Source organism: Micromonospora inaquosa (assembly GCF_003857055.1).
GTDB classification, from domain to species: Bacteria; Actinomycetota; Actinomycetes; order Mycobacteriales; family Micromonosporaceae; genus Micromonospora; species Micromonospora inaquosa.
This window is the reverse complement of sequence record NZ_QGSZ01000318.1, coordinates 1-20,804: the sequence shown is the minus strand read 5'-3', so window position 1 is coordinate 20,804 and position 20,804 is coordinate 1. Positions and strand designations below refer to the sequence as shown.

The window sequence follows — 20,804 nt, the reverse complement described above, 5'->3', positions numbered from 1 at the left end:
GGTGGTGGGGTGGCCGGCGGGTGCCTGGCCGCCGCCGGTTCCGGCATCGAGGTGTACGGCGTGGAACCGGTGGGCTGCGACTCGCTCGCCCGCAGCCTGGCGGCGGGTGTTCGGGTGCCGGTCGCGCCGGCGCCCACCATCGCCGACGGGCTGCGGCCGTCCTGTGTGGGTGAGCTGCCGTTCGCCATCGTGCGGAACACGCTGCGCGGGGTGGTCCGGGTCGACGACGACGAGATCGCGGCGGCGTTCCGGCTGATCCTGACGGAGCTGAAGGTGCTCGCCGAGCCGTCCGGCGCGGCCGGCCTGGCCGGCGCCCTCCGGCTTGCGCCGGAAGGAGACCGGCAGCGGACGGTCGGCGTGGTGCTGACCGGCGGAAACGTGGAGGCGGCGTTGGTGGCCCGATTGATGGCCCCACGATCCGGCGACCTGACCCGGGAAGGGGCGGCGGCATGAACGCGCCAATTCGTATCGGCATCCTGTTCGGTGGGCCGTCGGCGGAGCACGAGGTGTCCTGTGCCTCCGCGCTCGGGGTGGCTCGGGCGCTTGCCGGCGGCGGTTACCGCACTGTCGCCATCGGCGTCACCCGCAGCGGCGGGTTTCGGCTGCTGCCCGACGCGCTGCTGGCCGAGTTGCGCGACCGGCCGGCCGGCGAGCGGGCCATCGACGACCAGCTGGTGGTGAGCGGGCCGGCCGTCGAGCTGCGGGCCGGTCCGCGTCCGGGCGTGGTGCAGGTGACCGCCGGTAACGCCCCCGGGGCGGTGCACGCCGAGCTGGACGTGGTCTTCCCGGTGCTGCACGGCCCGTACGGAGAGGACGGTGTGGTGCAGGGGCTGCTGGAGTCGCTGAACGTGCCGTACGTGGGGTGCGGCATCCTCGCCTCGGCGGTGGGCATGAACAAGGTGGCGATGAAGCGGGCGCTGCGCGCCGAGGGCATCCCCGTCACCCCGTACGTGGCGTTCGACGCGCACACCTACCGGGCGGTCGACGACCCGGAGAAGCTGGTGACCGGGCTGCGCCGGCCACTCTTCGTCAAACCGGCCAGCATGGGCTCGTCGATCGGCATCTCTCGGGTCGGCGAGGGTGACGACCTGGCTGCCGCCGTGCGGAAGGCGCTTCGCCACGACCAGCTGGTCATGGTCGAGCAGGGCGTCGCCGGCCGGGAGTTGGAGTGCGCGGTGCTCGGTGGCTGGCGTCCCGAGGCGTCGGCGGTGGGCGAGGTGCGGGTCAGCGGTGGCTGGTTCGACTACCAGCAGAAGTACTTCGGCGACGCCGACCCGATGATCGTCCCCGCTGTGCTGCCGGACGAGGTGACCGCGCGGGTCCGTGAGCTGTCGCTGCGCGCGTTCGCGGCGATCGGCGGTTGGGGCCTTGCCCGGGTCGACTTCTTCTACGACGAGATGGCCGGTGAGCTGTACGTCAATGAGCTGAACACGATGCCCGGCTTCACCGCGCATTCGATGTACCCGAAGGTGTGGGCCGCTGTCGGGATCAGCTATCGGGAGGTGGTGGACCGGCTCGTCGAGTTGGCCCGCGTCCGCCACGCGGAACGGTCCGCGAGCATGGCGGGGAGCCTCCGATGATCCTGCTCTCCGATCCCCGGGTGGCGGCGGTGCCCAGCGCCGACGACGGCGACCCGTTGGTGGACCTGCGCGAGCTGCCGGAGCTGCGGCTCGACGGCCGGGCGGCCGACCCGGCCGGGGCGTACGCCCAGCTGCGCGTCGGTGTGGTGGAGCGCCTGCTCGCCGCGCAGCGTGCCCTGCCCGGTGGGCTGCGCCTGCTGGTGGTCGAGGGCTACCGGCCGTACCGGGCGCAGCTGGCCATCTTCACCGGATACCGGGACGAGCTGCGCCGACTACACCCCGACTGGTCGCCGGAGCGGCTGCACCGGGAGACCACGAAGTTCGTCTCACCGGTCGAGGTGGCCCCGCACAGCACTGGCGGCGCGGTGGACCTGACGCTCTGCACCGACGACGGTGTGGAGTTGGATCTGGGCACGGCCATCGACGCCACCCCGGAGGAGAGCGCCGATGCCTGCTTCACCGACGCGCCGACCATCCGCGGCGTCGCCCGTCGACACCGGCAGATCATGGTGGACGCACTCGGCGGCGCGGGGATGGTGAACTACCCGACCGAGTGGTGGCACTGGTCGTACGGCGACCGTTACTGGGCGCTGATCACCGGTGCGCCGCACACCCGGTACGGGCCGGTGGACCTGGCCACCGCAGGATCGATACCCGTGCCGGCTGAACGGTAGGGCGCTGCGGCCCGTACCGGTGGGTGAAGGACACCACCGAGGACGGGAGTGACGGCGATGAGGGTGCAGCGCAAACACGTGCTGGCGGCGAGCGTGGCGGTGCTCGCCGCAGTGGGTGTGGCGGTGGGAACCAGCTTCGGGTTCGCCGACACGGCCCCGGCACGGTCGTCGGTCTGCTCCGGCTCGGTCACCTTCTCGGCGGAGGACGGGGCGCCGGCGGCGACCAGCGACCGGTTCCCGGTGGGTACCCGGCTGCGGGTGACGAATCTGGACAACAATCGGGCGGCCACGGTGACGGTGACCGGCCCGTCGGGCAGTTGTGTGCTGCTCAACGCGGCGGCCATGGAGCTGGTCCGGGAGCCGGGGAAGAACGTGATCCGCCGCAACGTGGTGGAACGCGTCGACGGCGCGGCACCGCCCGCCGGCGCTCCGGCCCCCGGCACGGTCCGCCCCGGCGCCGCGTCGCCCGGCGCGCCCGGCCCGGCACCCCGGTCGGCGTGCACGGGGGCGATCACCTTCTTCGAGGAGGCGGCCGGGCCGGCGGCGACCAGCGGGCAGTTCCCGGTGGGCACCCGCCTGCGGGTGACCAACCTGGACAACAACCGGGCCACCACGGTCACGGTGACCGGCCCGTCGGGCAGTTGCGTGCTGCTCAACTCCGCCGCCATGGAGCAGATCCGCGAGCCGGGCAAGAACCTGGTACGCCGCAACACGGTTGAGGTGCTGCGCTGACATCGGCGGAGGGGCCTGGTGCACCGGGCCCCTCCGCCGCACGCCGCTCAGCCGAAGGCCGCGTCGAGCACGTCCGCGCCCCGGCCGAGCTGCCCATCGGAGATCACCAGCGGGGGCAGGAAGCGCAGCACGTTGCCGTACGTGCCGCAGGTCAGGGTGAGCAGGCCCGCGGCGTGACAGGCCGCCGAGACAGCCGCGGTGGCGACCGGGTCGGGGGTGAGCGTGCCCGGCAGCACCAACTCCACGGCGAGCATCGCGCCCCGGCCGCGTACCTCGGCGACCCGCGGATCCCGGTCGGCGATGGCCCGTAGCCGGGGGAACAGCACCGACTCGATCCGTCGGGCCGCACCGGCCAGGTCCAGTTCGTGCATGGTCTCGATGGTGGCCAGCGCGGCGGCGCAGGCGATCGGGTTACCGCCGTACGTGCCGCCGAGCCCACCCACGTGCACCGCGTCCATCAGCTCGGCCCGACCGGTCACCGCAGCCAGCGGCAGACCACCGGCGATGCCCTTGGCCAGGGTCACCAGGTCGGGTTCGACGCCCTCGTGCTGGCAGGCGAACCAGTCACCGGTCCGGCAGAAACCGGTCTGGATCTCGTCGGCGACGAAGACCACCCCGGCCGCCGTCGCCCAGGCGCGCAACGCCGGCAGGAAACCCGGCGCGGGTACGACGAAGCCACCCTCACCCTGGATCGGCTCGATGAGCAGCGCGGCGACGTTCTCCGCGCCGACCTGCTTCTCGATCACCTCGACGGCCCGTGCCGCCGCCTGCTCGCCGGAGAGCCCGCCGTCGCGCAGCGGGTACGACATCGGCACCCGGTAGATCTCCCCGGCGAACGGCCCGAACCGGTGCTTGTACGGCATGTTCTTCGCGGTCAACGCCATGGTCAGGTTGGTTCGGCCGTGGTACGCGTGGTCGAACACCACTACCGCTGGCCGCCCGGTGGCGTGCCGGGCGACCTTCACCGCGTTCTCCACCGCCTCCGCGCCGGAGTTGAACAACGCCGAGCGCTTCTCGAACCCGCCGGGCGTCAACGCGTTGAGTTGCTCGCACACCGCCACGTACGACTCGTAGGGCGCGACCATGAAGCAGGTGTGGGTGAACCGCTCGACCTGCGCCCGGACCGCCTCGACCACCCTCGGGGCGGAGTTGCCCACGCTGGTCACCGCGATACCGGCGGCGAAGTCGATCCACTCCCGGCCGTCGACGTCGGTGACCGTCCCGCCGGACGCGTGGTCCACGTAGGACGAGATGACACTGCCGACACCCCTGGCGACGGCATCACCGCGCCGCTTGTGCAGCTCCTCCGACGATGCCATGGGTCAGCCCTCGATGTTGTGCATGACGTGCTTGATCCGGGTGTAGTCCTCCAGGCTGTAGACCGAGAGGTCCTTGCCGTGCCCGGAGTGCTTGAAGCCCCCGTGCGGCATCTCCGAGACGAACGGGATGTGCGTGTTGACCCAGACGCAGCCGAAGTCCAGTCGACGGGTCATCCGCATCGCCCGCCCGTGGTCCCGCGTCCACACCGACGCGGACAGGCCGTAGTCGACGCCGTTGGCCCAGCGCACCGCCTCGTCCTCGTCGGAGAAGCGCTGCACGGTGATGACCGGCCCGAACACCTCGTCCTGGATGATCTCGTCGGCCTGCCGCAGCCCGGAGACCACCGTCGGCGCGTAGAAGTAGCCGCGCTCACCCTGCCGGGACCCGCCGGTCTGGATCGCCGCGTGGTCCGGCAACCGGTCCACGAAACCGCTGACCCGGGCGAGCTGGTTCGCGTTGTTCAGCGGGCCGTAGAGCACGTCGGCGTCGTCCGGTGCCCCGGTCTTCGTGGTGCGGGCCTGCTCGGCGAGCGCCGCCACGAAGTCGTCGTGGACGCCCGGGCCGGCCAGCACCCTGGTCGCAGCGGTGCAGTCCTGCCCGGCGTTGAAGTAGCCACCCAGCGCGATGGCCTCGGCCGCCGCCGCCACGTCCGCGTCATCGAAGAGCACCACCGGGGCCTTGCCGCCCAACTCCAGGTGGGTGCGCTTCAGGTCGGGGGCCGCCGCGGCGGCGACCTCCATGCCCGCGCGGGTCGAGCCGGTGATCGACACCAGCTGCGGGGTCGGGTGCGACACCAGGGTACGACCGGTGTCCCGGTCGCCGCAGACCACGTTGAACACCCCCGGCGGGAAGAACTCGGCGGCGATCTCGGCGAGCAGCAGCGTCGACACCGGTGTGGTGTCCGACGGCTTGAGCACCACCGTGTTGCCGGCGGCGAGCGCCGGGGCGATCTTCCAGACCGCCATCATCAGCGGGTAGTTCCAGGGAGTGACCTGCGCACAGACACCGATCGGCTCCCGCCGCACGTAGGAGGTGTGCCCGGCCAGGTACTCCCCGGCGGAACGCCCCTCCAACATCCGGGCGGCACCGGCGAAGAACCGGAACTGGTCCACCGCCGGTGGGAGCTCCTCGTCCGCGGTGAGCTGCCGGGGCTTGCCGGTGTTGCGCACCTCGGCGTCGACCAGTTCGGCGGCCCGCGCCTCCACGGCGTCGGCGAGCTTGAGCAGCGCCCGCTGCCGCTCGGCGGGGGTGACCTCCCGCCAGCTCTCGAACGCGGTGGCGGCGGCGCTCATCGCCGCGTCCACGTCGGCGGCGCCGGAGACCGGGGCCTGGGCGAACACGTCACCCGTGCAGGGGTCGACCAGGTCGGCGTAGCCGCCGTCGGCCGGGTCGACGTAGGAGCCGTTGACGAAGTTGCGCAGCTGCTGCTGGTCACTCATGACGGGATCACTCCGAGGGGGCCGAGGGCGGCGGTTATCGCAATCTCTCTGCCATCTTCGCTACCGAATTCGCGGCAGACAAGGGCTATCGCGACTGTTTCCGTCGACAGTTGCCACACCCGACCAGGTCGACGCCGCCGTCGCTGCCGCGCTAGTCGGCCTGCCAGGTGCCGTCGTCGCGCACCCGGGCGGGGGCGCGGCCGAGCAGCAGAGTGGTCAGCGCGGCGTCGACGGTGTCACCGAGGAACCACTCGCCGGCCTGATCGAGCGCGAAGACCCGGCCGCGCTCGTCCACCGCCAGGATGCTGTCCTGCTGTTCGGTGCCGATCGGAAAGAGGCGCACGCCGAGCACCGCGCCGAAGTCCGCGAGGGTGTCGGCGGTGTGCGCGATGGTGTGCGGGCGAATGTCGAAACGCGAGATCCACACCTGCTCGCCCCGGCCGCGCCGCGCCCCGACCAGACTGGGGAACGCGGTGAGCGCCTCCACGGCGGCGGGAAAGACCTCGTGCCGATGGTCGCGCCCCGGCACCGACGTGACGTCCCGTACGGCGGCAGCGGCCATGATCTGATCGCCGATGTGTGGCCGCCAGCCGGCCGCGACCAGCGCGTTGGCGACCTCAGGGGGGAAGCGCCCGGGATCGGGGTCGGTCGCCTCCGGCGCGTTCCAGGTCTCGGCGTAGGCGCGAGCAGCTTCCGGCAGGACGTTCGCCCGCACCAGGAAGGAGAGACACGAGTCGCAGGGCCGCTCGGCGGGCCCACCTGCGGGATCACCCGGCTCACGGATCCGGAAGATCTCGAAGCGGGCATCCTCCAGGAGCGCGGCTGCCTCGGCCCGCCCCATCGGAGCGATGCCCTCGGCGGCGCGGCGGTGGTCGTACTCGTGCAGGACGTCGGAGACCACGATCAGCTCGGCATGAGCCTCCCCGCCGCGGACCAACTCGCCGGGTGGTAGCTGGTCCAGATAGTCGCGCACCAGCGGGTGATGGTTGAGTGGCACGTCGGCCTTCGTGCCCTGGGCCGTCCAGATCCGCCCGTCGATGGTCAGGTGCGCTGCGGTGTTCGGGGTGGCGCCCCGGCTTATCTCCCGGAGCAGCAGGCTCGATGGGTCGACGGTGCGGGGGGCGGTCGGCCCCGCGGGCTGGCTACGCCGGTACATCTCCGCCACCACAGTGCTCGGCACCCGGGGCCAGGTGGTGACCCTGCCGGTCTGTTTGTCGATGACGGTCGTCGGCAGGTCGCCCGGCACCGTGCGCACCTCGCTGGGCACGACGGACGTGATGACGTAACCCAGGTCGAACTCGTCGACCATCGCGCTGCACTCGTGGCCGAGGCGCTGCGAGTCACGGCGGGCCCAGGTGGCGGCGAGTTGTTCGGCCTGTTGACGGTCGATCACGCATTGAAACTACCGGACTACACGGATCGATGGCAGCCGGTATCGTTTCGCTCTACCGACGGTGACGGGAGGGCGGCGGTGGACGAACAGGCGGACCGGGATGTCAATCGCGAGCTACGGGCCCGATTCGACGACCTGTATGGGCAATACCAGCAGCTCAGGTCCGGTTTGGACACTCTCCAGGCGCGGCTTGCCGCGCTGCGGGTCACCCGGCGGTCGGCCGACGGGCAGGTGACCGCGACCGTGGGCGCGCAGGGCCAGTTGATCGAGGTTGAGTTGACCTCGGCCATCTATCGGGACCGGGACGCCGGGGCGCTCGGCCGGAAAATCACCGAAACGATCCGGACCGCCGCGACCGCCGCCGCCGACGCCACCCGCGACCTCGTCGCCGAGAGCATGCCGGCCGGCTCCGGGACGGTGGACTTCCTCAAAACCGGCGACTACGCCGCGCTGCTCGGCCGGGCCGACGCCGCGCTCGACAAGGGTGAGGCGAAGCCATGACCGACGGGCAGCTCTGGCTTGATCCGTCCCGGGCCCGCCGGGGTGGCGCCGACCTGGCGCTCGCCGGCGAGGCCGTGACGGCCCGTCGGGCGGCGGACGGGGGCGCGATCGAGGCCGCCAGCGGCGCCCGGCCGTGGGGCCGCGACGACATCGGCGCCGCCTTCGAGCGCAACTACCGCGGGTTCGAGCAGACCGTGCTGCGCGCCTGGGTGGGCGTCGGGCACCGCCTCACCGAGATGGGCAGCGATGTGGTCCAGTCGGTCGACGCGAGCGTGCAGACCGACGCCGCCAACGCCACCCGCCTCGGTCGGGCCGCCGACCGGCGCTGACAACCGACGATCCCGATGAGCGTGCTGCCGAGTCCCATCCCGCACCCACTGGACCACGCGCCGTGGGACGTGCCCGGCTGGATCTACGAGGCCCTCGACTGGGTGGTCGGCGTGCAGTGGCCGGAGGGCAACGAGCGGGCAGTCTGGGACGTCGCCGACCAGTGGTACGCGGTCGCCTCCGTGCTCGCCGGGCCGCACGCCGACGCCGCCGCGGCCGCCGTCGAGGTGCACAACGGGTACGGCGGTGTCGGGGCGGTCGACGCGGCGTTCGAGGCAGCCTGGCGCGGGATCGCCGAGGGCGCCGACGCCCCGCTTCCCGTCCTGCTCGCGGTCACGGCCGACCTGGGCCGACTGGTCGAGGAGTGCGGATGCGACATCGAGGGCGCCAAGCTGGAAGTCTGGATCGAGCTGGGCATCCTGGTCGTCGAGTTGCTCTCCGTGGCGGTCGCGGCGGTGTTGACGGCCGGTGCCGCAACCCCGGCCGCTGGCGTGGCGATCACCGCCACCCGACTGCTGGTGCAACAGATCTTCAGGCGGCTGATGGGCCAACTGGCCGCCAAATCCCTCAAACACGGGCTCAAGGAGGCCGGCGAGCGGGCCGCCAAGGAGGTCGCCCGAGGGGGTGCACGCGGGTTCGCCAAGCGGGCCGCCCGCGAAGGGCTGGAGGAGGCCACCGAGGAGGCCGGGGTCACCCTGGCGACACAGGCGTACCAGAACTCCACCGGACGGGCACACGGCTTGGACCTGACCGACCTCGGCGCCTCGGCGGTCGGTGGGCTCGCTGGCGGGGCGGTGGCCCCGCTGGCCGGCCTGGGCCGGCACGCGACCGGGCGAGCGGCGCGGGTCGGGGAGCACCTGGGGCGGGAGATGACCGGCGAGGTCCTCGCCGAGAGCGCGGCGAGCCTGGCCACCGGTCAGGGGCCGACCTCAATGGAGGACGTGGCGCGCGCCGCCGCGTCCGGGGCCACCGGTTCGGCGACCGGCCAGACCGACCACGCGCTACGCGCGCGGCTCGACGCGCAGGCCAACGCCCTCGCCGGAGCGTCGTTCGCGGGTCCCTCCCTTCCGCCCGTGGTGCCCGTCGCGGCGGATGCGGCCTTCTCGGGGGCGTCTTCCTCCCTGGAAGCCGCCTCTGCGGCGGTCCCGTCTGCGGCGGTCCCGTCTGCGGCGGGGGCTGCGTCTGAGGCGGCGGTCTCGCCTGCGGTCGGGGCTACGGTCGCGGGGGCTGCCAGTGGCGCGGTTGCGGGTGGTCTGGTTACGGCTGGTGGCGTTCCCACGCAGGCGACGGAGACCGTCGCCGCGGCATCGACGAACCAGCTGGCTGCGCCGACGAACCAGGTGGTTGCGCCGACGTCACCGGGCGTCGAGCAGACGCGGGCAGCCGCGCCGGCGTCTCCGGTCGCACCCGACGTGCCGGTGTCCTCACCGATGCCGGTCCAGTCGGTGTCCGACGTGGACGCGACGGAACGCCCGGTACACCCGACCGAGGCGACCCCATCGACGGTCGCGCCGTTCGACGAGAGAACGGGCGTACCGCACCCGGTCATGGCCGACCCCACGCTCTCGGCGGCGGCGCCAGTGGTCGGCCCTCTCGAATCGAACAGTGGGCCACCTGCCACCGGTGCGCCGCCGGCCCACCCTGGCAACTCGCCACACGCCACCACCCCCGGCCCGACCGCCTGGTCTCCAGTCACCAGCCCTTCCGCACCGACGATCAGCCCCGGCCCGGCGACGCCGGTCACCTACGGCGTCCCGACCGCCACCAACGGTGCGCCGCCGGTCGCCTCCACGCCACCGGTGGTGGGTCGATTCGCCGTGCCGCCGCGTGTCCCCACGCGGGGAACGCCCGCACCCGTACGAGCGCCCGACCACCCAGCCCGGGGAAGGGCGTCGATCCCCGTCGACGTGGCGGCGTTCGGTGCCCCGTCGATGCGCGAGCCCGAAACCAACGACTCGTACGCGGCGCAGTGGGCCGCCGCCGCGGAAGCCGCCGAGCGGCGGCGCTACCAGGAGCACTACGAATCACTGCGCAAAGGGTTCGAGACCAACCGCCGGCAGTCCGAAGCCGCCCGTCTGCACACCCGCGCCATGGAACACGATCGCCGAGTCGTCGAGTACGCCACCTACGCCCGGCAGCTGCACCAAGCCGGCAACCGGCAGTGGGCCGACGGCTGGCAGCGCGCCGCGAACGAGGAGGCTCGCGCGTACTCGCAATGGCGTGACCTGGCAGACGCGGTGCTGGCTGGCAGCACGGCCCCGCCGGTCGTGGACATCAGCGCCACCTTCGAGCACGCCAACCGGGACGTGGGCGCGCTCGCCCTCGGCGCGGTGGAGACCGCCGGCCCGTCCAGGCTCACCGGCGACGACGATCCGCCGCCGATCGACGACTCCCGGCCGTACGGGCAGCCCGGAGGACTCCGTCCGCCGCTCGCCCTGCACCAGGTCGACGTCGAACGGCAGATGCCCCGCGAGCCGGACGGCACCATCATCCGCACCGCCGACCCCCGGCAGGGCGGCTGGTTCCGACTCCTCAACGACGGCGGTCCCGCAGCCGACGCCACCCGGGGCATCAACTGCCTGGACTGCACACTGTCGCTCTTCGAGACCTGGGTGCACGGGCGACCCCGCGTCTCGGCGCCGCGTACCTTCGACGGCTACCTCGACGGTGACATCCGGCGTCCCATCCGTGGCGAGGCCGGCGGCCCGGGCCGGGTCGAGGACGTGACCGGGGGGCGCTTCCAGCAACTCCTCGCCCCGGCGTCCGGCCAACGAGCGGACGCCGGGCAGGCTCGGCAGGCCGCCGACCAGGGCTACCGCAACCTGCACGACCAACTGCTTCTGGGCGGCCACGGCAGCTACTCGTTCCTGGTCACCGAGTGGGCGCACGGTGGTTCGCACGCCTGGGTGGCGCTCAACCAGAACGGCACGGTGCTCTACGTGGACCCGCAGAACGGCGTGGTCCGGGACCGACCCCTCTACCCCGACGTGGTCGGCATCGACGCGCTGGTGCTGAGCGGGGACGGCCGACCCATGCCGCTCGGCGGCCTGCCCCGGGGCCGGTTCAGCGAACGGCCCGACCTGCCGGATCACCCACCGACGCACGACAACGGCGGCCACGGCGACCCGTACATCAACCGGATGTACCTGCTCCTCGACGGCCCGGGTTCGGCCCTCGATCCCGCCAATCCAACGAGTGCTGATCTCGGCCAGTCCAGATCGGGTGGCGGTCCTGGCCGCGTCGTCTCGTCGGCCAACAGTGTGGATGAGGTCTTCGCGGCTGGGGTGACTCCCGTTGAGTTCGCGACGGCCGTCGACCCGCCCACCCTTCGGCGTCTGGTGCCGGACCTGGACGACGCGTCGGCACGGGATCTTGTACGGCTGTTCGCCGACGACCGGGTCCGGGACATGCTCGACAGCGCTCGGAGAGAGCCGCCCCGGAACGAGCCGGATCTGGCCGAGGGCCTGGTGCGGCGGCTGGTGCAGCATCCGGCGCTGGTGCGCATGATCCAGTCGACGCCTGAACTCGCGAAGTCGCTGACGGCCCGTCCGCTGACCCTGTATCACCTGGCCAGCCATCAACAGGCCATCGACGTCCTAGCCGAGGTGCTCGACGACGTCGCCCAACAGGAGGCCATGCGACAGGACTCGGATCGTCCGCAAGTGCCCCAACCAGAGCCCACACCCCTCACCGGCGAGCAATTGAGGATCAGCGCAAGCATTCAGGTGCGTCGCGGACCGGTGGCTCAGGCGGGGTTCGACGAGGTCCGACGCGACGACCCTGTCTACCGGAAGCGTTACCTCGACGGCCTCTACTCGGCGGCGATAGAGGCGCAGGCAGATTTGAATCAGCTAGCAGTATCCCTAGCCCACCTCGGCGACCGCCGGGTCGGTGAGCCCGGCTGGCGTCCTCAGCCCAAGGATCGTCGTCGAGCTGAGGACAAGGTGGCCAAACACCAGGGCGATGCGTCCAAGCTGCTCGACCTGGCGGCCGCGAAGGTTGAGTTCCGCAACCTCGACGACCTCTACGCCGCACTCGGACGGGTCAAGGAGCACCCCGGTGTCGTCGCTGTGAGCTGTGAAGATCGGTTTGTGTCACCAATGAGTAGTGGCTATCGGGACGTGCAAATCGTGCTGCGGATGCGGAACGGTCACCTAGCCGAATTCCGCCTCCACCTGGCTGCGCTCGATGCTGTCGCGGTCTGGGAGCATGTGCTTTACGAGGTCCGACGGGACGTTGAGGCCCTTGCCGCGGAGGAGAGCCGAGCCTTGACGCCTCGAGAGCGAGCGATCACGGACGGCATTCGTCTTCGTGAGCAACAGCTGTTCTGGACGGCATTACAGTCAACTTTCGAGGAGAAGTCTTAATGGCCGAGATGCCGGGTCTGGTGCTTCCCTCCTATTACCTCTACTACCAATCACCAGTGAAGATCGTCGAGACTCCTGACGGTGGTGCCAGGGTCTGGCGGTTGTCTATCGACTCTGGGGGTTGGCACGAGAAGAACGACATCTTTGCTGAGGTCACGCTAGGCGTTGGAGGTGACATATTCCGTCGTACGGCAGAGGACTTCGTTCAGGAGGTGGAGGCCTTCCGGGCTCACTACCTCAAGGGTGAAGGACCAATCTTCGCGCTCTACGAGACGGTGCGCTCGATTGAACTTCTGGCAGACGCCGAGGCGCGGCACGAGACGCTGAAGGAGCAGGCGCTCATTCGCGGAATTCGACAGCGGACGTTCGTCATGTTCGAGGAGCAGCTTCGAGCTGCCGGTGATCCTGGCGCGGACCCCGATATAGCGAGAGCGGCGTAGGCATACGCCGCAGTTGGCCGGACAGAGGGGATGGCCGGTGATGACCGAAGGAGTGGACGCGCGGTTGGTACGGGGCGGAGCGGGATCTCGCCGCGCTGGACGCGGATGTGGCGTTGGCTCGGGGTCGGTTTGTGCATGCCCTTTTCCTGGATACCGGGTTAGAGGATGCAGAGGAGCTGACGCTCTTCGAGCGGGCGGCCGGGTTGTACCGGGAGTTGGGTGACGCCCGTGGCGAGGGCGAATCTGATCGGTTTGGCGGATCTGGCCGCGAGCCACGGTGCTCGGGAAGCTGCTTGCGAGTTGCTCGACGAGGCGGCAGTGGCGCGTACGGGGTCGATCGGTGGGTTGAGCAGGCCCGTGACGAGTTGGGGCCTGCCTGAGTGACGGTCGCCCTGTCGTGAACGGCGACCGGTGGGGCCTTTGCCGCGCCGACTAAGATCGATGCATGGCGAGATCTGACACGCAGGGCATCAGGTCCACTGTCTGGGCCTGGCCGGTTGGCATCCTGGTCGGCCTGGCGATCGGCCTTCCGGTGTTCGGGGCGAAGGGTGGCGTCGCCTTCGCTGTCGCCCTCGGCATTGCCTTCGCGCTCGGCCTGGGTGCGATCAGGGGCCGGGCCGAGGGTGGCCCAGCCCGGGGTGGCCCGGACGGCGGAGTCGCCGGGGATGGCGTCGACGCCGTAGACCGAGGGTGATCGACTCGGGTTCCTTGAAGTCGGGGTGTCCAGGCCCGGGGGATGGCCCGACTTTCATGATGTCGAGTGGATCATGGCGGGCCGCGCACGCCGCGAGGGCCGCGCACGCCGCGAGGGCCGCGCACGCCGCGAGGGCCGCGCACGCCGTGGGGGCCGCGCACGCCGTGGGGACTGTGGGGACAACGCGGCCGGGCAGTGTTGCCGAGGCGGTGGCCGTACAGGAGGAGTTGCGGCCGTTGGTGGACCTGGTCGGGCCGGGTCCGAGCGCGCCCGCGACGGTGGCCGGCCTGGACGTCGCGTACGCCGAGGGTGGTGATCTGCTGGCGGCGGCCGTGACCGTCCTGGATGCCCGGACCCTGGCGGTGGTGGACTCCGCGGTCGGTGTGGGGCGACCCGCGTTCGACTATGTGCCGGGGTTGTTCGCCTTCCGTGAGTTGCCCGCGTTGCTCGATGCGCTCGACCGCCTGACCACCATCCCGGACCTGCTGGTCTGCGACGGGCACGGGCTGGCCCATCCGCGCCGGTTCGGGCTCGCGTGCCATCTCGGGGTGGTCACCGGGTTGCCCGCGATCGGGGTGGGGAAGACGCCACTGGTCGGGACGTGGGATCCGCCGTCCGTCGAGCGGGGCTCCTGGTCGTCGTTGCGTGACGGTGGTGACGTCGTCGGTCGGGTGCTGCGGACCCGGGACGGGGTGAAGCCGGTCTTTGTCAGCGTCGGCCATCGGATGAGTCTGGAGAACGCGACAGCGCAGGTGCTCGCGTTGACTCCGCGCTACCGCCTGCCGGAGACCACCCGCACCGCCGACCGGCTGTGCCGCGACGCCCTCGCCGAGGCGGAACAGGCCGGCTGATCAGCTGGTCAGTCCGGCCAGCGGCGGGTCGGCGGGTCGGGCGGTAAACCGTAACGCCGCACACATCCGGGCCGCTCTATGACCGATGGGGTGGGTGGGCCGGTAGTAGCCTGACCTGCGGACCCCATCCGGGAAGAACGGCGAGGTGATCATGACAGTGCGTCGACGCGTGGCACGGCTCGCGGCGGTCTGCGGTCTGGCAGGCGGCCTGGTGGTGCTCGGTGCGTCGCCGGCGCTGGCCGACGCGGACTCGGTCCGAGTGGGCGCGGCCAGCAGCTTTGCCGCCGGTGGTTCCGCGCAGGGGGTGAACGTCGCGGTGCGAAAGCGCACCGACGGGTGCGTCCTGCTGCGTACCGCGCTGGGCTTCACCATGGTGGGTCTACAGCCGAACCAGGTGACGGTCCAGGTCAACGTGGGCGGGCGCTGGCTCCCGGTGGCCGTCACCGGCGGCGGCGGCAACGTGTCGACCGCGCAGACGTCACCCGCGAAGCCGAAGCTGTGCAAGGGCAAGGGCATCACGGTGCGCTACCGGGTGGCGTTCGCGGCGGGTACGCCGGGCGGCCGTCTCGTGGTCACGGGTGCGGGCCTCAGCACCGCCGGCCGGATGTTGGGTCACTCCACCGACGCGGCGCGGCTGACCGGAGCGCGGGTCACCCCGTCGCCGTCGCCGTCGAAGAAGCCGACTCCCACCCCGAGTCCGTCCGAGGTCGCGACCGTCGACGAGGCGGTGAACCCGGCGGCGCTGGGCGTCGTGTCCGCCGCGCCGAACACGACGGCGACTGCCGCCGAATCGTCCGGAGGAGGATCACCGGTGATGTTTTTCGGCATTGTGCTGGTAGCGGTCGGACTGCTGCTCATCGTTCTGCTGTTCCGTCGCTCGCGGCAGGACCGGAAGCCGTCCGACGACGGCTCCGGCGTCCTGCCGGGCAACCCCGGCGGCACCACCTACCGCGCCGGGGGTGGGTTGCCGGCCGCGCCCGGTCGCCCCGGTCAGGTGTACGGCCAGCAGCCGCCGGCCGCCGGTTGGGGTGCGGTGCCGTCCCCGCGTCCCGCCACCGGCGGGGTCTACGGTGCCCGGCCGGAGACCCCTGCCGCAGCCCCGGAGGCGACGCAGCCGATGCCGGGTCGGCCCGACGGTCCGCCGTTGCCCGGTGACCCGCCCACCGACGGCGGCGGCCACACCGTGTTCATTCCCCGGCTCCCCGGCTGAGCGGAGTACGACCCGGCCGCTCCGTTAGGCTCAGGATCGGTGTCTAACCTGCGGCCAAGGAGTGGAACACGTGTCTGATCTGTCCCAGATTGTGAAGGCGTACGACGTCCGCGGGACGGTGCCGGACCAGTGGGACGAGCGGGCCGCCGAGGCCCTGGGAGCCGCCTTCACCCAGCTGCTCAACTCCACCGACGAGCCCGGTGACGCGGTCGTCGTCGGGTACGACATGCGCGCCACCTCACCCGGCCTGGCTGCCGCCTTCGCCACCGGCGTACGCGCCGAGGGGCGTTCGGTGATCGAGATCGGGCTCGCCTCCACCGACCTGCTCTACTACGCGTCCGGCTCGCTCGACCTGCCCGGCGCGATGTTCACCGCCAGCCACAACCCGGCGCAGTACAACGGCATCAAGATGTGCCGCTCCGGTGCGCGCCCGATCGGCCAGGAGAGCGGTCTGGCCGAGATCCGGGACCGGGCCCAGGCCCTCCTGGATTCGGGCGACGCTCGTCCCGCCGGTGCGCCGACCCGGCCCGCCGAGCGGCGCGACCTGCTCCCCGACTACGCCGGCTACCTGCGCAAGCTGGTCGACCTCTCGGGCATCCGACAGTTGAAGGTGGTCGTCGACGCCGGCAACGGCATGGGTGGCTTCACCGTGCCGACCGTGCTGGGCGACGCGGCCCTGTCACCGCTGCCGCTGGAGATCGTGCCGCTCTACTTCGAGTTGGACGGCAGCTTCCCCAATCACGAGGCCAACCCACTGGATCCGGCGAACCTGGTCGACCTCCAGCGCGCGGTGGTCGAGCACGGGGCCGACATCGGGTTGGCCTTCGACGGTGATGCCGACCGGTGCTTCGTGATCGACGAGCGTGGCGAGCCGGTCTCACCGTCGGCGATCACCGCGCTCGTCGCCGCCCGCGAGCTGGCCAAGCACCCCGGTTCCACGGTGATCCACGGTCTGATCACCTCCAGCGCGGTCGCAGAGATCATCCGCGAGCACGGTGGACAGCCGGTCGTCGCCCGGGTCGGGCACTCCTTCATCAAGGCGGAGATGGCCCGCACCAACGCCGTCTTCGGCGGCGAGCACTCCGCGCACTACTACTTCCGGGACTTCTGGTTCGCCGACACGGGGATGCTCGCGGCGATGCACACGTTGGCCGCGCTGGGCGAGCAGTCGCTGCCGTTGTCCGTGTTGGCCGGTGAGTACGAGCGCTACGTCGCCTCCGGCGAGATCAACTCGACGGTGGTCGACCAGGCGGCGGCGGTGGCCGAGGTGCGCGCCGCGTACCCCGACGCGGTGGCCGACGAGATGGACGGCCTCACCCTGCGTTTCCCCGACGGCGCCTGGTTCAACCTGCGCGCCTCCAACACGGAGCCGCTGCTGCGGCTCAACGTCGAGGCGCCCACCCGGGATCGGATGGTCTCGCTCCGGGACGACGTGCTCGACCGCGTTCGCCGATAAGATCGCCTGCGCCGGTCGGCACCGCCGTCGGTGAAGCCGCACACGTGGAAGGAGCCGCGCCATGGCCCTGGATCCGCAGTTGCTCGAGATCCTTGCCTGTCCGGACACGCACCACGCCCCGCTCACCTATGACGCCGAGGCGCAGACGTTGACCTGCACAGAGTGCGGCCGGATCTTCGAGGTCCGCGACGACGTGCCGGTGCTGCTGCTCGACGAGGCGCGCGGCGGCCCCGGGCAGCCGTCATGATCGACGGTACGGCCGGGGTCAGCGGACGCCGTGACGCCGACGAGGCCCTGCTCGACAACCCGCAGGCGTTGGCCGAGGCCGACCCGGGCGGCATGCTCCGGCACACGGCGTCGGCCGGTGCGCAGGTTCGGGAGAGCGCCGCGCTGGCGGCCGAGGCGAACCTGGCGGTGCTCGCCGACGACGGGCGGCCCCGAGCCGTCGTGATCGCCGGCATCGGCACGGCGGGGCGTACCGGGGACGTGCTGGCCACTGTCGCCGGGCCCCGCTGCCCGGTCCCGATCATCGGGCACCGCTCCGCTGGCGTACCCGGCTGGGTGGGCGCGGCCGACGTGGTGATCGCGGTGAGCGCGTCCGGACGTAGCCCGGAGGCGCTCGGCGCTGCCGAGGCGGCCCACCGGCGTGGTGCCCGACTCGTCGCCGTGGGCGCTCCCGACTCGCAGTTGCAGTCGATCGCCGAGCAGGCCCGGGCGCCGTTCATCCCGGTGCCCCGGCGTGCCCCGGCCCGGGCCAGCCTCTGGGCGCTCACCGTGCCGGTCCTGCTCGCCGCCCGTTCCCTCGGGCTCGTGAAGGTCAACGAGGCGGACCTGGCCGAGACCGCGGCCCGGCTCGACGCGGACGCCGACCGCTGTCGGTCCGCCGCCGAGTCCTTCGTCAACCCGGCGAAATCACTGGCGCTGGGGCTGGCCGGCTCGATCCCGATCGTCTGGGGCTCGTCCCCGCTGGCCACGGTGGCGGCCCGCCGGTTCGGCGACACCCTGTCGGCCAACGCCCGCTACCCGGTGGTCACCGGAGCGCTGGGTGAGGCCGGGCGGGGTCGCGTCGGGCTGCTCGACGGCGTCTTCGGCGGCCTGGCCGAGGGGGAGCGGGACATCTTCGCCGACCCGGCCGAGGACGACGGCGAGGGCACCCGGCTGCGGCTGGTGCTGCTGCGCGACGGCGGGCTCAACGCCGAGGACGACACCGACGAGCCGCTCGCCGTGGAGGAACGCCGCGCGGACGCCGTGCAAACCCTCGCGGAGCGTCGTGGCGTGCGCTGCGACGTGGTGACCGCCGAGGGCGGTTCCGCCCTGGAGCGGCTGGCGTCGCTGATCGCCGTTCCGGATTTCGCCTCGATCTACCTTGCGCTGGCCCACGGGCTGGACCCGATGGCCGTTCCGGCCATCACCGAGATGAAGGAGCTGTCGAACCAGTGAACGAACGTAGGGGGCGGCGCGCCATGCGTGGACCGGCCGGCTTCGTGCGGCGAAGCGGAGCGGTGGCATGAGCGCCAACGGTGGGACGAAGGCGATCGTCGCCGCCCTGCTGGCCAACGTCGGCATCGCCGTCACCAAGTTCATTGCGTTCCTGCTCTCCGGCTCGTCGTCGATGTTGGCCGAGGCGGTCCACTCGGTCGCCGACTCCGGCAACCAGGGTCTGCTGCTGCTCGGTGGCAAGCGGGCGAAGCGGGCGGCCACCCCGGAACACCCGTTCGGGTACGGCCGGGAGCGCTACATCTACGCGTTCATCGTGTCCATCGTGCTGTTCAGCATCGGTGGCCTGTTCGCCCTGTACGAGGCGTACCACAAGTGGGGGCACGCCGGCGGGATCGAGTCCTGGCACTGGCTGCCGGTGGTCGTACTGGTTGCGGCGATCATCATGGAGTCGTTCTCCTTCCGGACCGCCATCAAGGAGTCCAACCACATCCGGGGCAATCAGTCCTGGGTGCGGTTCATCCGGCGGGCGAAGGCGCCGGAGCTGCCAGTGGTGCTGCTGGAGGACTTCGGCGCGCTGGTCGGTCTGGTGTTCGCGCTCTTCGGCGTCGGCATGACGCTGATCACCGGCAACGGCAAGTGGGACGCCGCCGGCACCGCGATGATCGGTGTGCTGCTGGTGATCATCGCCGTCGTGCTGGCCATCGAGACGAAGAGCCTGCTGCTCGGTGAGGGTGCCGAGGCGTCGGACCTGGGCGCCATCGAGCGGGCCGTCACCGACGGCCCCGAGGTGGAGCGGATCATCCACATGAAGACGCTCTACCTGGGCCCGGAAGAGCTGATGGTAGCCGCCAAGATCGCCGTTCCGGAGTGGGAGAGCGCCCACGACCTGGCGCGCGGCATCAACGCCGTGGAGGCGCGGATCCGCGCCGCGGTGCCGATCGCCCGGGTGATCTATCTGGAGCCGGACGTCTACAGCGTCGCCGCCGCCAAGGCCGGCACCGGCGCCGCCGCCGATACCGCAGTGCCGCAGCCGCAGAACGCGTCGGGCGAGGCGGCAGGGCAGTCCGGGGGCTGACGGGTGGAGCCACTGTACGGACCGATCCGGGACTACGCCTGGGGTTCCCGCTCGGCCATCGCCCTCCTCCAGGGGCGCGCGGTGCCCAGCGCGGGTCCGGAGGCGGAGCTGTGGTTGGGGGCCCACCCGGGCGCCCCGGCCCACGTGGATCGCGCCGGTCTGCGGGTGAGCCTCTGTGACCTGGTGCGGGACGAGCCAGGGCAGTGGCTCGGCCAGCGGGTGTCCGAGCGGTTCGGCAGTCGACTGCCGTTCCTGCTCAAGGTGCTCGCCGCCGACGCTCCGCTGAGTCTGCAGGCCCACCCGGACGCCGAGCAGGCGCAGGCCGGCTACGCGGCGGAGGCGGGGCGTCCCGAGGGGCAGCGCAACTACTCCGACCCGCACCACAAGCCGGAGCTGCTGGTCGCGCTCACCCCGTTCGAGGCGCTGTGCGGGTTCCGGGATCCGGCGGAGTCGGCCGAGGCGCTCGCCGCGTTCGGCGTACCGGCGTTGGCGCCGGTGGTCGCCGCGTTGCGGGCCGGGCCGGCGGGGCTGCGGACGGCGGTGCGGACGTTGCTCGGCTGGCCGGTCGCCAGGCGTCACGAGTTGCTGGCTGCCGTGGTGGCGGCGCCTGTCGACGGCCCGGACGCGGAGCTGACCCGCCGGCTGGCCGAGGCGTACCCGGGTGATCCGGGTGCGCTGGTCGCGCTGCTGTTGCACCACGTGCGGCTGGTGGCGGGGGAGGGGATCTGGATGCCGGCCGGCAACCTGCACGCCTACCTGAGCGGCTGCGGAGTCGAGATCATGGCGGCCAGCGACAACGTGTTACGTGGCGGCCTGACCCCGAAGCGGGTGGACGTCGACGAGTTGTTGCGGGTTTTGCGCTTCGAGGTGCTCGACGATCCGGTGCGGGCGGCGGAGCCGGTCGGCCCCGGCGTGGACTGGTGGCCGGTGCCGGTGGACGATTTCGCGCTGCACCGGGTGCGGGTCGACGCCGCGGTGCCCTCGGTGACGCTGTCGCTGCCCGGCCCTCGGGTGGTGCTCTGCGCTGGCGGCTCGATCACCGTCGACGACGGTGCCGGGGCGTTGACGCTGGTCTCGGGCGAGGCCGCGATCGGCACGGCGTCCGATGTGCCGCTGCGGATCGACGGCGCTGGTATGGCGTACGTGGCGACGTCCGGGCTGCGCTGACCCGCACACCGGCGAACGACACAAGTCCGACTTTCCCGGAATAGCTTGACGACGCCTTTGCCGAGTGTGACTCTATGAGTACGCAGCGTTATCGCGACGACGGTCCGAGAACGTGCGGGGGAAACCAAACCGGGGGGA

The 20,804-nt window shown here is 71.8% G+C and carries 19 protein-coding genes; 16 read left to right on the top strand and 3 right to left on the bottom strand.

Translation table 11 applies throughout. The features are described from left to right. From DLJ59_RS29115 to DLJ59_RS29100, 4 genes are all read left to right on the top strand, one after another. Nucleotides 1-453: pyridoxal-phosphate dependent enzyme (locus DLJ59_RS29115; RefSeq protein ID WP_124776532.1), on the top strand; the 453-nt coding region annotated here is incomplete at its 5' end. Beyond that, nucleotides 450-1,580: a D-alanine--D-alanine ligase family protein gene (locus DLJ59_RS29110; RefSeq protein ID WP_124776530.1), complete on the top strand. Its 1,131-nt coding sequence runs from the start codon at nt 450-452 to the stop codon at nt 1,578-1,580. The genes DLJ59_RS29115 and DLJ59_RS29110, both read left to right, overlap by 4 nt. Continuing rightward, nucleotides 1,577-2,254: a M15 family metallopeptidase gene (locus DLJ59_RS29105; RefSeq protein ID WP_124776528.1), complete on the top strand. Its 678-nt coding sequence runs from the start codon at nt 1,577-1,579 to the stop codon at nt 2,252-2,254. The genes DLJ59_RS29110 and DLJ59_RS29105 overlap by 4 nt, the downstream gene beginning before the upstream one ends. Nucleotides 2,255-2,311: 57 nt before the next feature. After that, nucleotides 2,312-2,986 (top strand): RlpA-like double-psi beta-barrel domain-containing protein, encoded by a 675-nt coding sequence (locus DLJ59_RS29100; protein ID WP_124776526.1) that lies wholly within the window; start codon nt 2,312-2,314, stop codon nt 2,984-2,986. A 47-nt stretch (nt 2,987-3,033) separates the two neighbouring features. Here the strand turns inward: DLJ59_RS29100 and gabT are convergent, their stop codons facing one another. The 3 genes from gabT to DLJ59_RS29085 form a co-directional block, all read right to left on the bottom strand. Next, a complete protein-coding gene (gene gabT, locus DLJ59_RS29095; protein WP_124776524.1) occupies nt 3,034-4,305 on the bottom strand; it encodes a 4-aminobutyrate--2-oxoglutarate transaminase in 1,272 nt (423 codons plus the stop codon). 3 nt (nt 4,306-4,308) lie between these two features. Further along, entirely contained in the window at nt 4,309-5,745 is a 1,437-nt protein-coding gene (locus DLJ59_RS29090) for a gamma-aminobutyraldehyde dehydrogenase (protein WP_124776522.1), read from the bottom strand. A 151-nt stretch (nt 5,746-5,896) separates the two neighbouring features. Further along, nucleotides 5,897-7,138 carry an SUKH-3 domain-containing protein gene (locus DLJ59_RS29085; RefSeq protein ID WP_124776520.1) on the bottom strand — a complete coding sequence of 414 codons (1,242 nt, stop codon included), beginning with the start codon at nt 7,136-7,138 and terminating at the stop codon, nt 5,897-5,899. Nucleotides 7,139-7,216: 78 nt separating this feature from the next. On the opposite strand from DLJ59_RS29085, the gene DLJ59_RS29080 reads away from it, so the two are divergent. From DLJ59_RS29080 to manA, 12 genes are all read left to right on the top strand, one after another. Continuing rightward, nucleotides 7,217-7,639: a YbaB/EbfC family nucleoid-associated protein gene (locus tag DLJ59_RS29080; RefSeq protein WP_124776518.1), complete on the top strand. Its 423-nt coding sequence runs from the start codon at nt 7,217-7,219 to the stop codon at nt 7,637-7,639. After that, the gene (locus tag DLJ59_RS29075) at nt 7,636-7,968 is read left to right on the top strand and encodes a hypothetical protein (RefSeq protein WP_124776516.1); all 333 of its coding nucleotides are present in this window, start codon (nt 7,636-7,638) and stop codon (nt 7,966-7,968) included. The genes DLJ59_RS29080 and DLJ59_RS29075 overlap by 4 nt, the downstream gene beginning before the upstream one ends. 15 nt (nt 7,969-7,983) lie before the next feature. After that, complete coding sequence (locus DLJ59_RS37965) at nt 7,984-12,333, top strand: toxin glutamine deamidase domain-containing protein (RefSeq protein WP_124776514.1); 4,350 nt, start codon at nt 7,984-7,986, stop codon at nt 12,331-12,333. After that, a complete protein-coding gene (locus DLJ59_RS29065; RefSeq protein WP_124776512.1) occupies nt 12,333-12,773 on the top strand; it encodes a hypothetical protein in 441 nt (146 codons plus the stop codon). Before DLJ59_RS37965 ends, DLJ59_RS29065 begins: the two co-directional genes overlap by 1 nt. Nucleotides 12,774-13,218: 445 nt before the next feature. Next, a complete protein-coding gene (locus tag DLJ59_RS29060; protein WP_124776510.1) occupies nt 13,219-13,467 on the top strand; it encodes a hypothetical protein in 249 nt (82 codons plus the stop codon). 59 nt (nt 13,468-13,526) lie between these two features. Further along, the gene (nfi, locus tag DLJ59_RS29055) at nt 13,527-14,318 is read left to right on the top strand and encodes a deoxyribonuclease V (protein ID WP_244236289.1); all 792 of its coding nucleotides are present in this window, start codon (nt 13,527-13,529) and stop codon (nt 14,316-14,318) included. A 151-nt stretch (nt 14,319-14,469) separates the two neighbouring features. Beyond that, a complete protein-coding gene (locus DLJ59_RS29050) occupies nt 14,470-15,528 on the top strand; it encodes a hypothetical protein (RefSeq protein ID WP_208648870.1) in 1,059 nt (352 codons plus the stop codon). A 70-nt stretch (nt 15,529-15,598) separates the two neighbouring features. Continuing rightward, on the top strand, nt 15,599-16,984 hold the full coding sequence (locus DLJ59_RS29045) for a phosphomannomutase/phosphoglucomutase (protein ID WP_124776508.1): 1,386 nt from the start codon (nt 15,599-15,601) through the stop codon (nt 16,982-16,984). Nucleotides 16,985-17,045: 61 nt separating this feature from the next. Further along, nucleotides 17,046-17,231, top strand: coding sequence for a Trm112 family protein (locus DLJ59_RS29040; RefSeq protein WP_030490836.1), 186 nt, complete (start codon nt 17,046-17,048; stop codon nt 17,229-17,231). After that, the gene (locus tag DLJ59_RS29035; RefSeq protein ID WP_091394020.1) at nt 17,228-18,424 is read left to right on the top strand and encodes an SIS domain-containing protein; all 1,197 of its coding nucleotides are present in this window, start codon (nt 17,228-17,230) and stop codon (nt 18,422-18,424) included. The genes DLJ59_RS29040 and DLJ59_RS29035 overlap by 4 nt, the downstream gene beginning before the upstream one ends. Before the next feature lie 67 nt (nt 18,425-18,491). Next, a complete protein-coding gene (locus tag DLJ59_RS29030; RefSeq protein ID WP_124776506.1) occupies nt 18,492-19,499 on the top strand; it encodes a cation diffusion facilitator family transporter in 1,008 nt (335 codons plus the stop codon). 3 nt (nt 19,500-19,502) lie between these two features. Then, nucleotides 19,503-20,666 (top strand): mannose-6-phosphate isomerase, class I, encoded by a 1,164-nt coding sequence (manA, locus tag DLJ59_RS29025; protein ID WP_124776504.1) that lies wholly within the window; start codon nt 19,503-19,505, stop codon nt 20,664-20,666. Nucleotides 20,667-20,804: the final 138 nt, after the last annotated feature.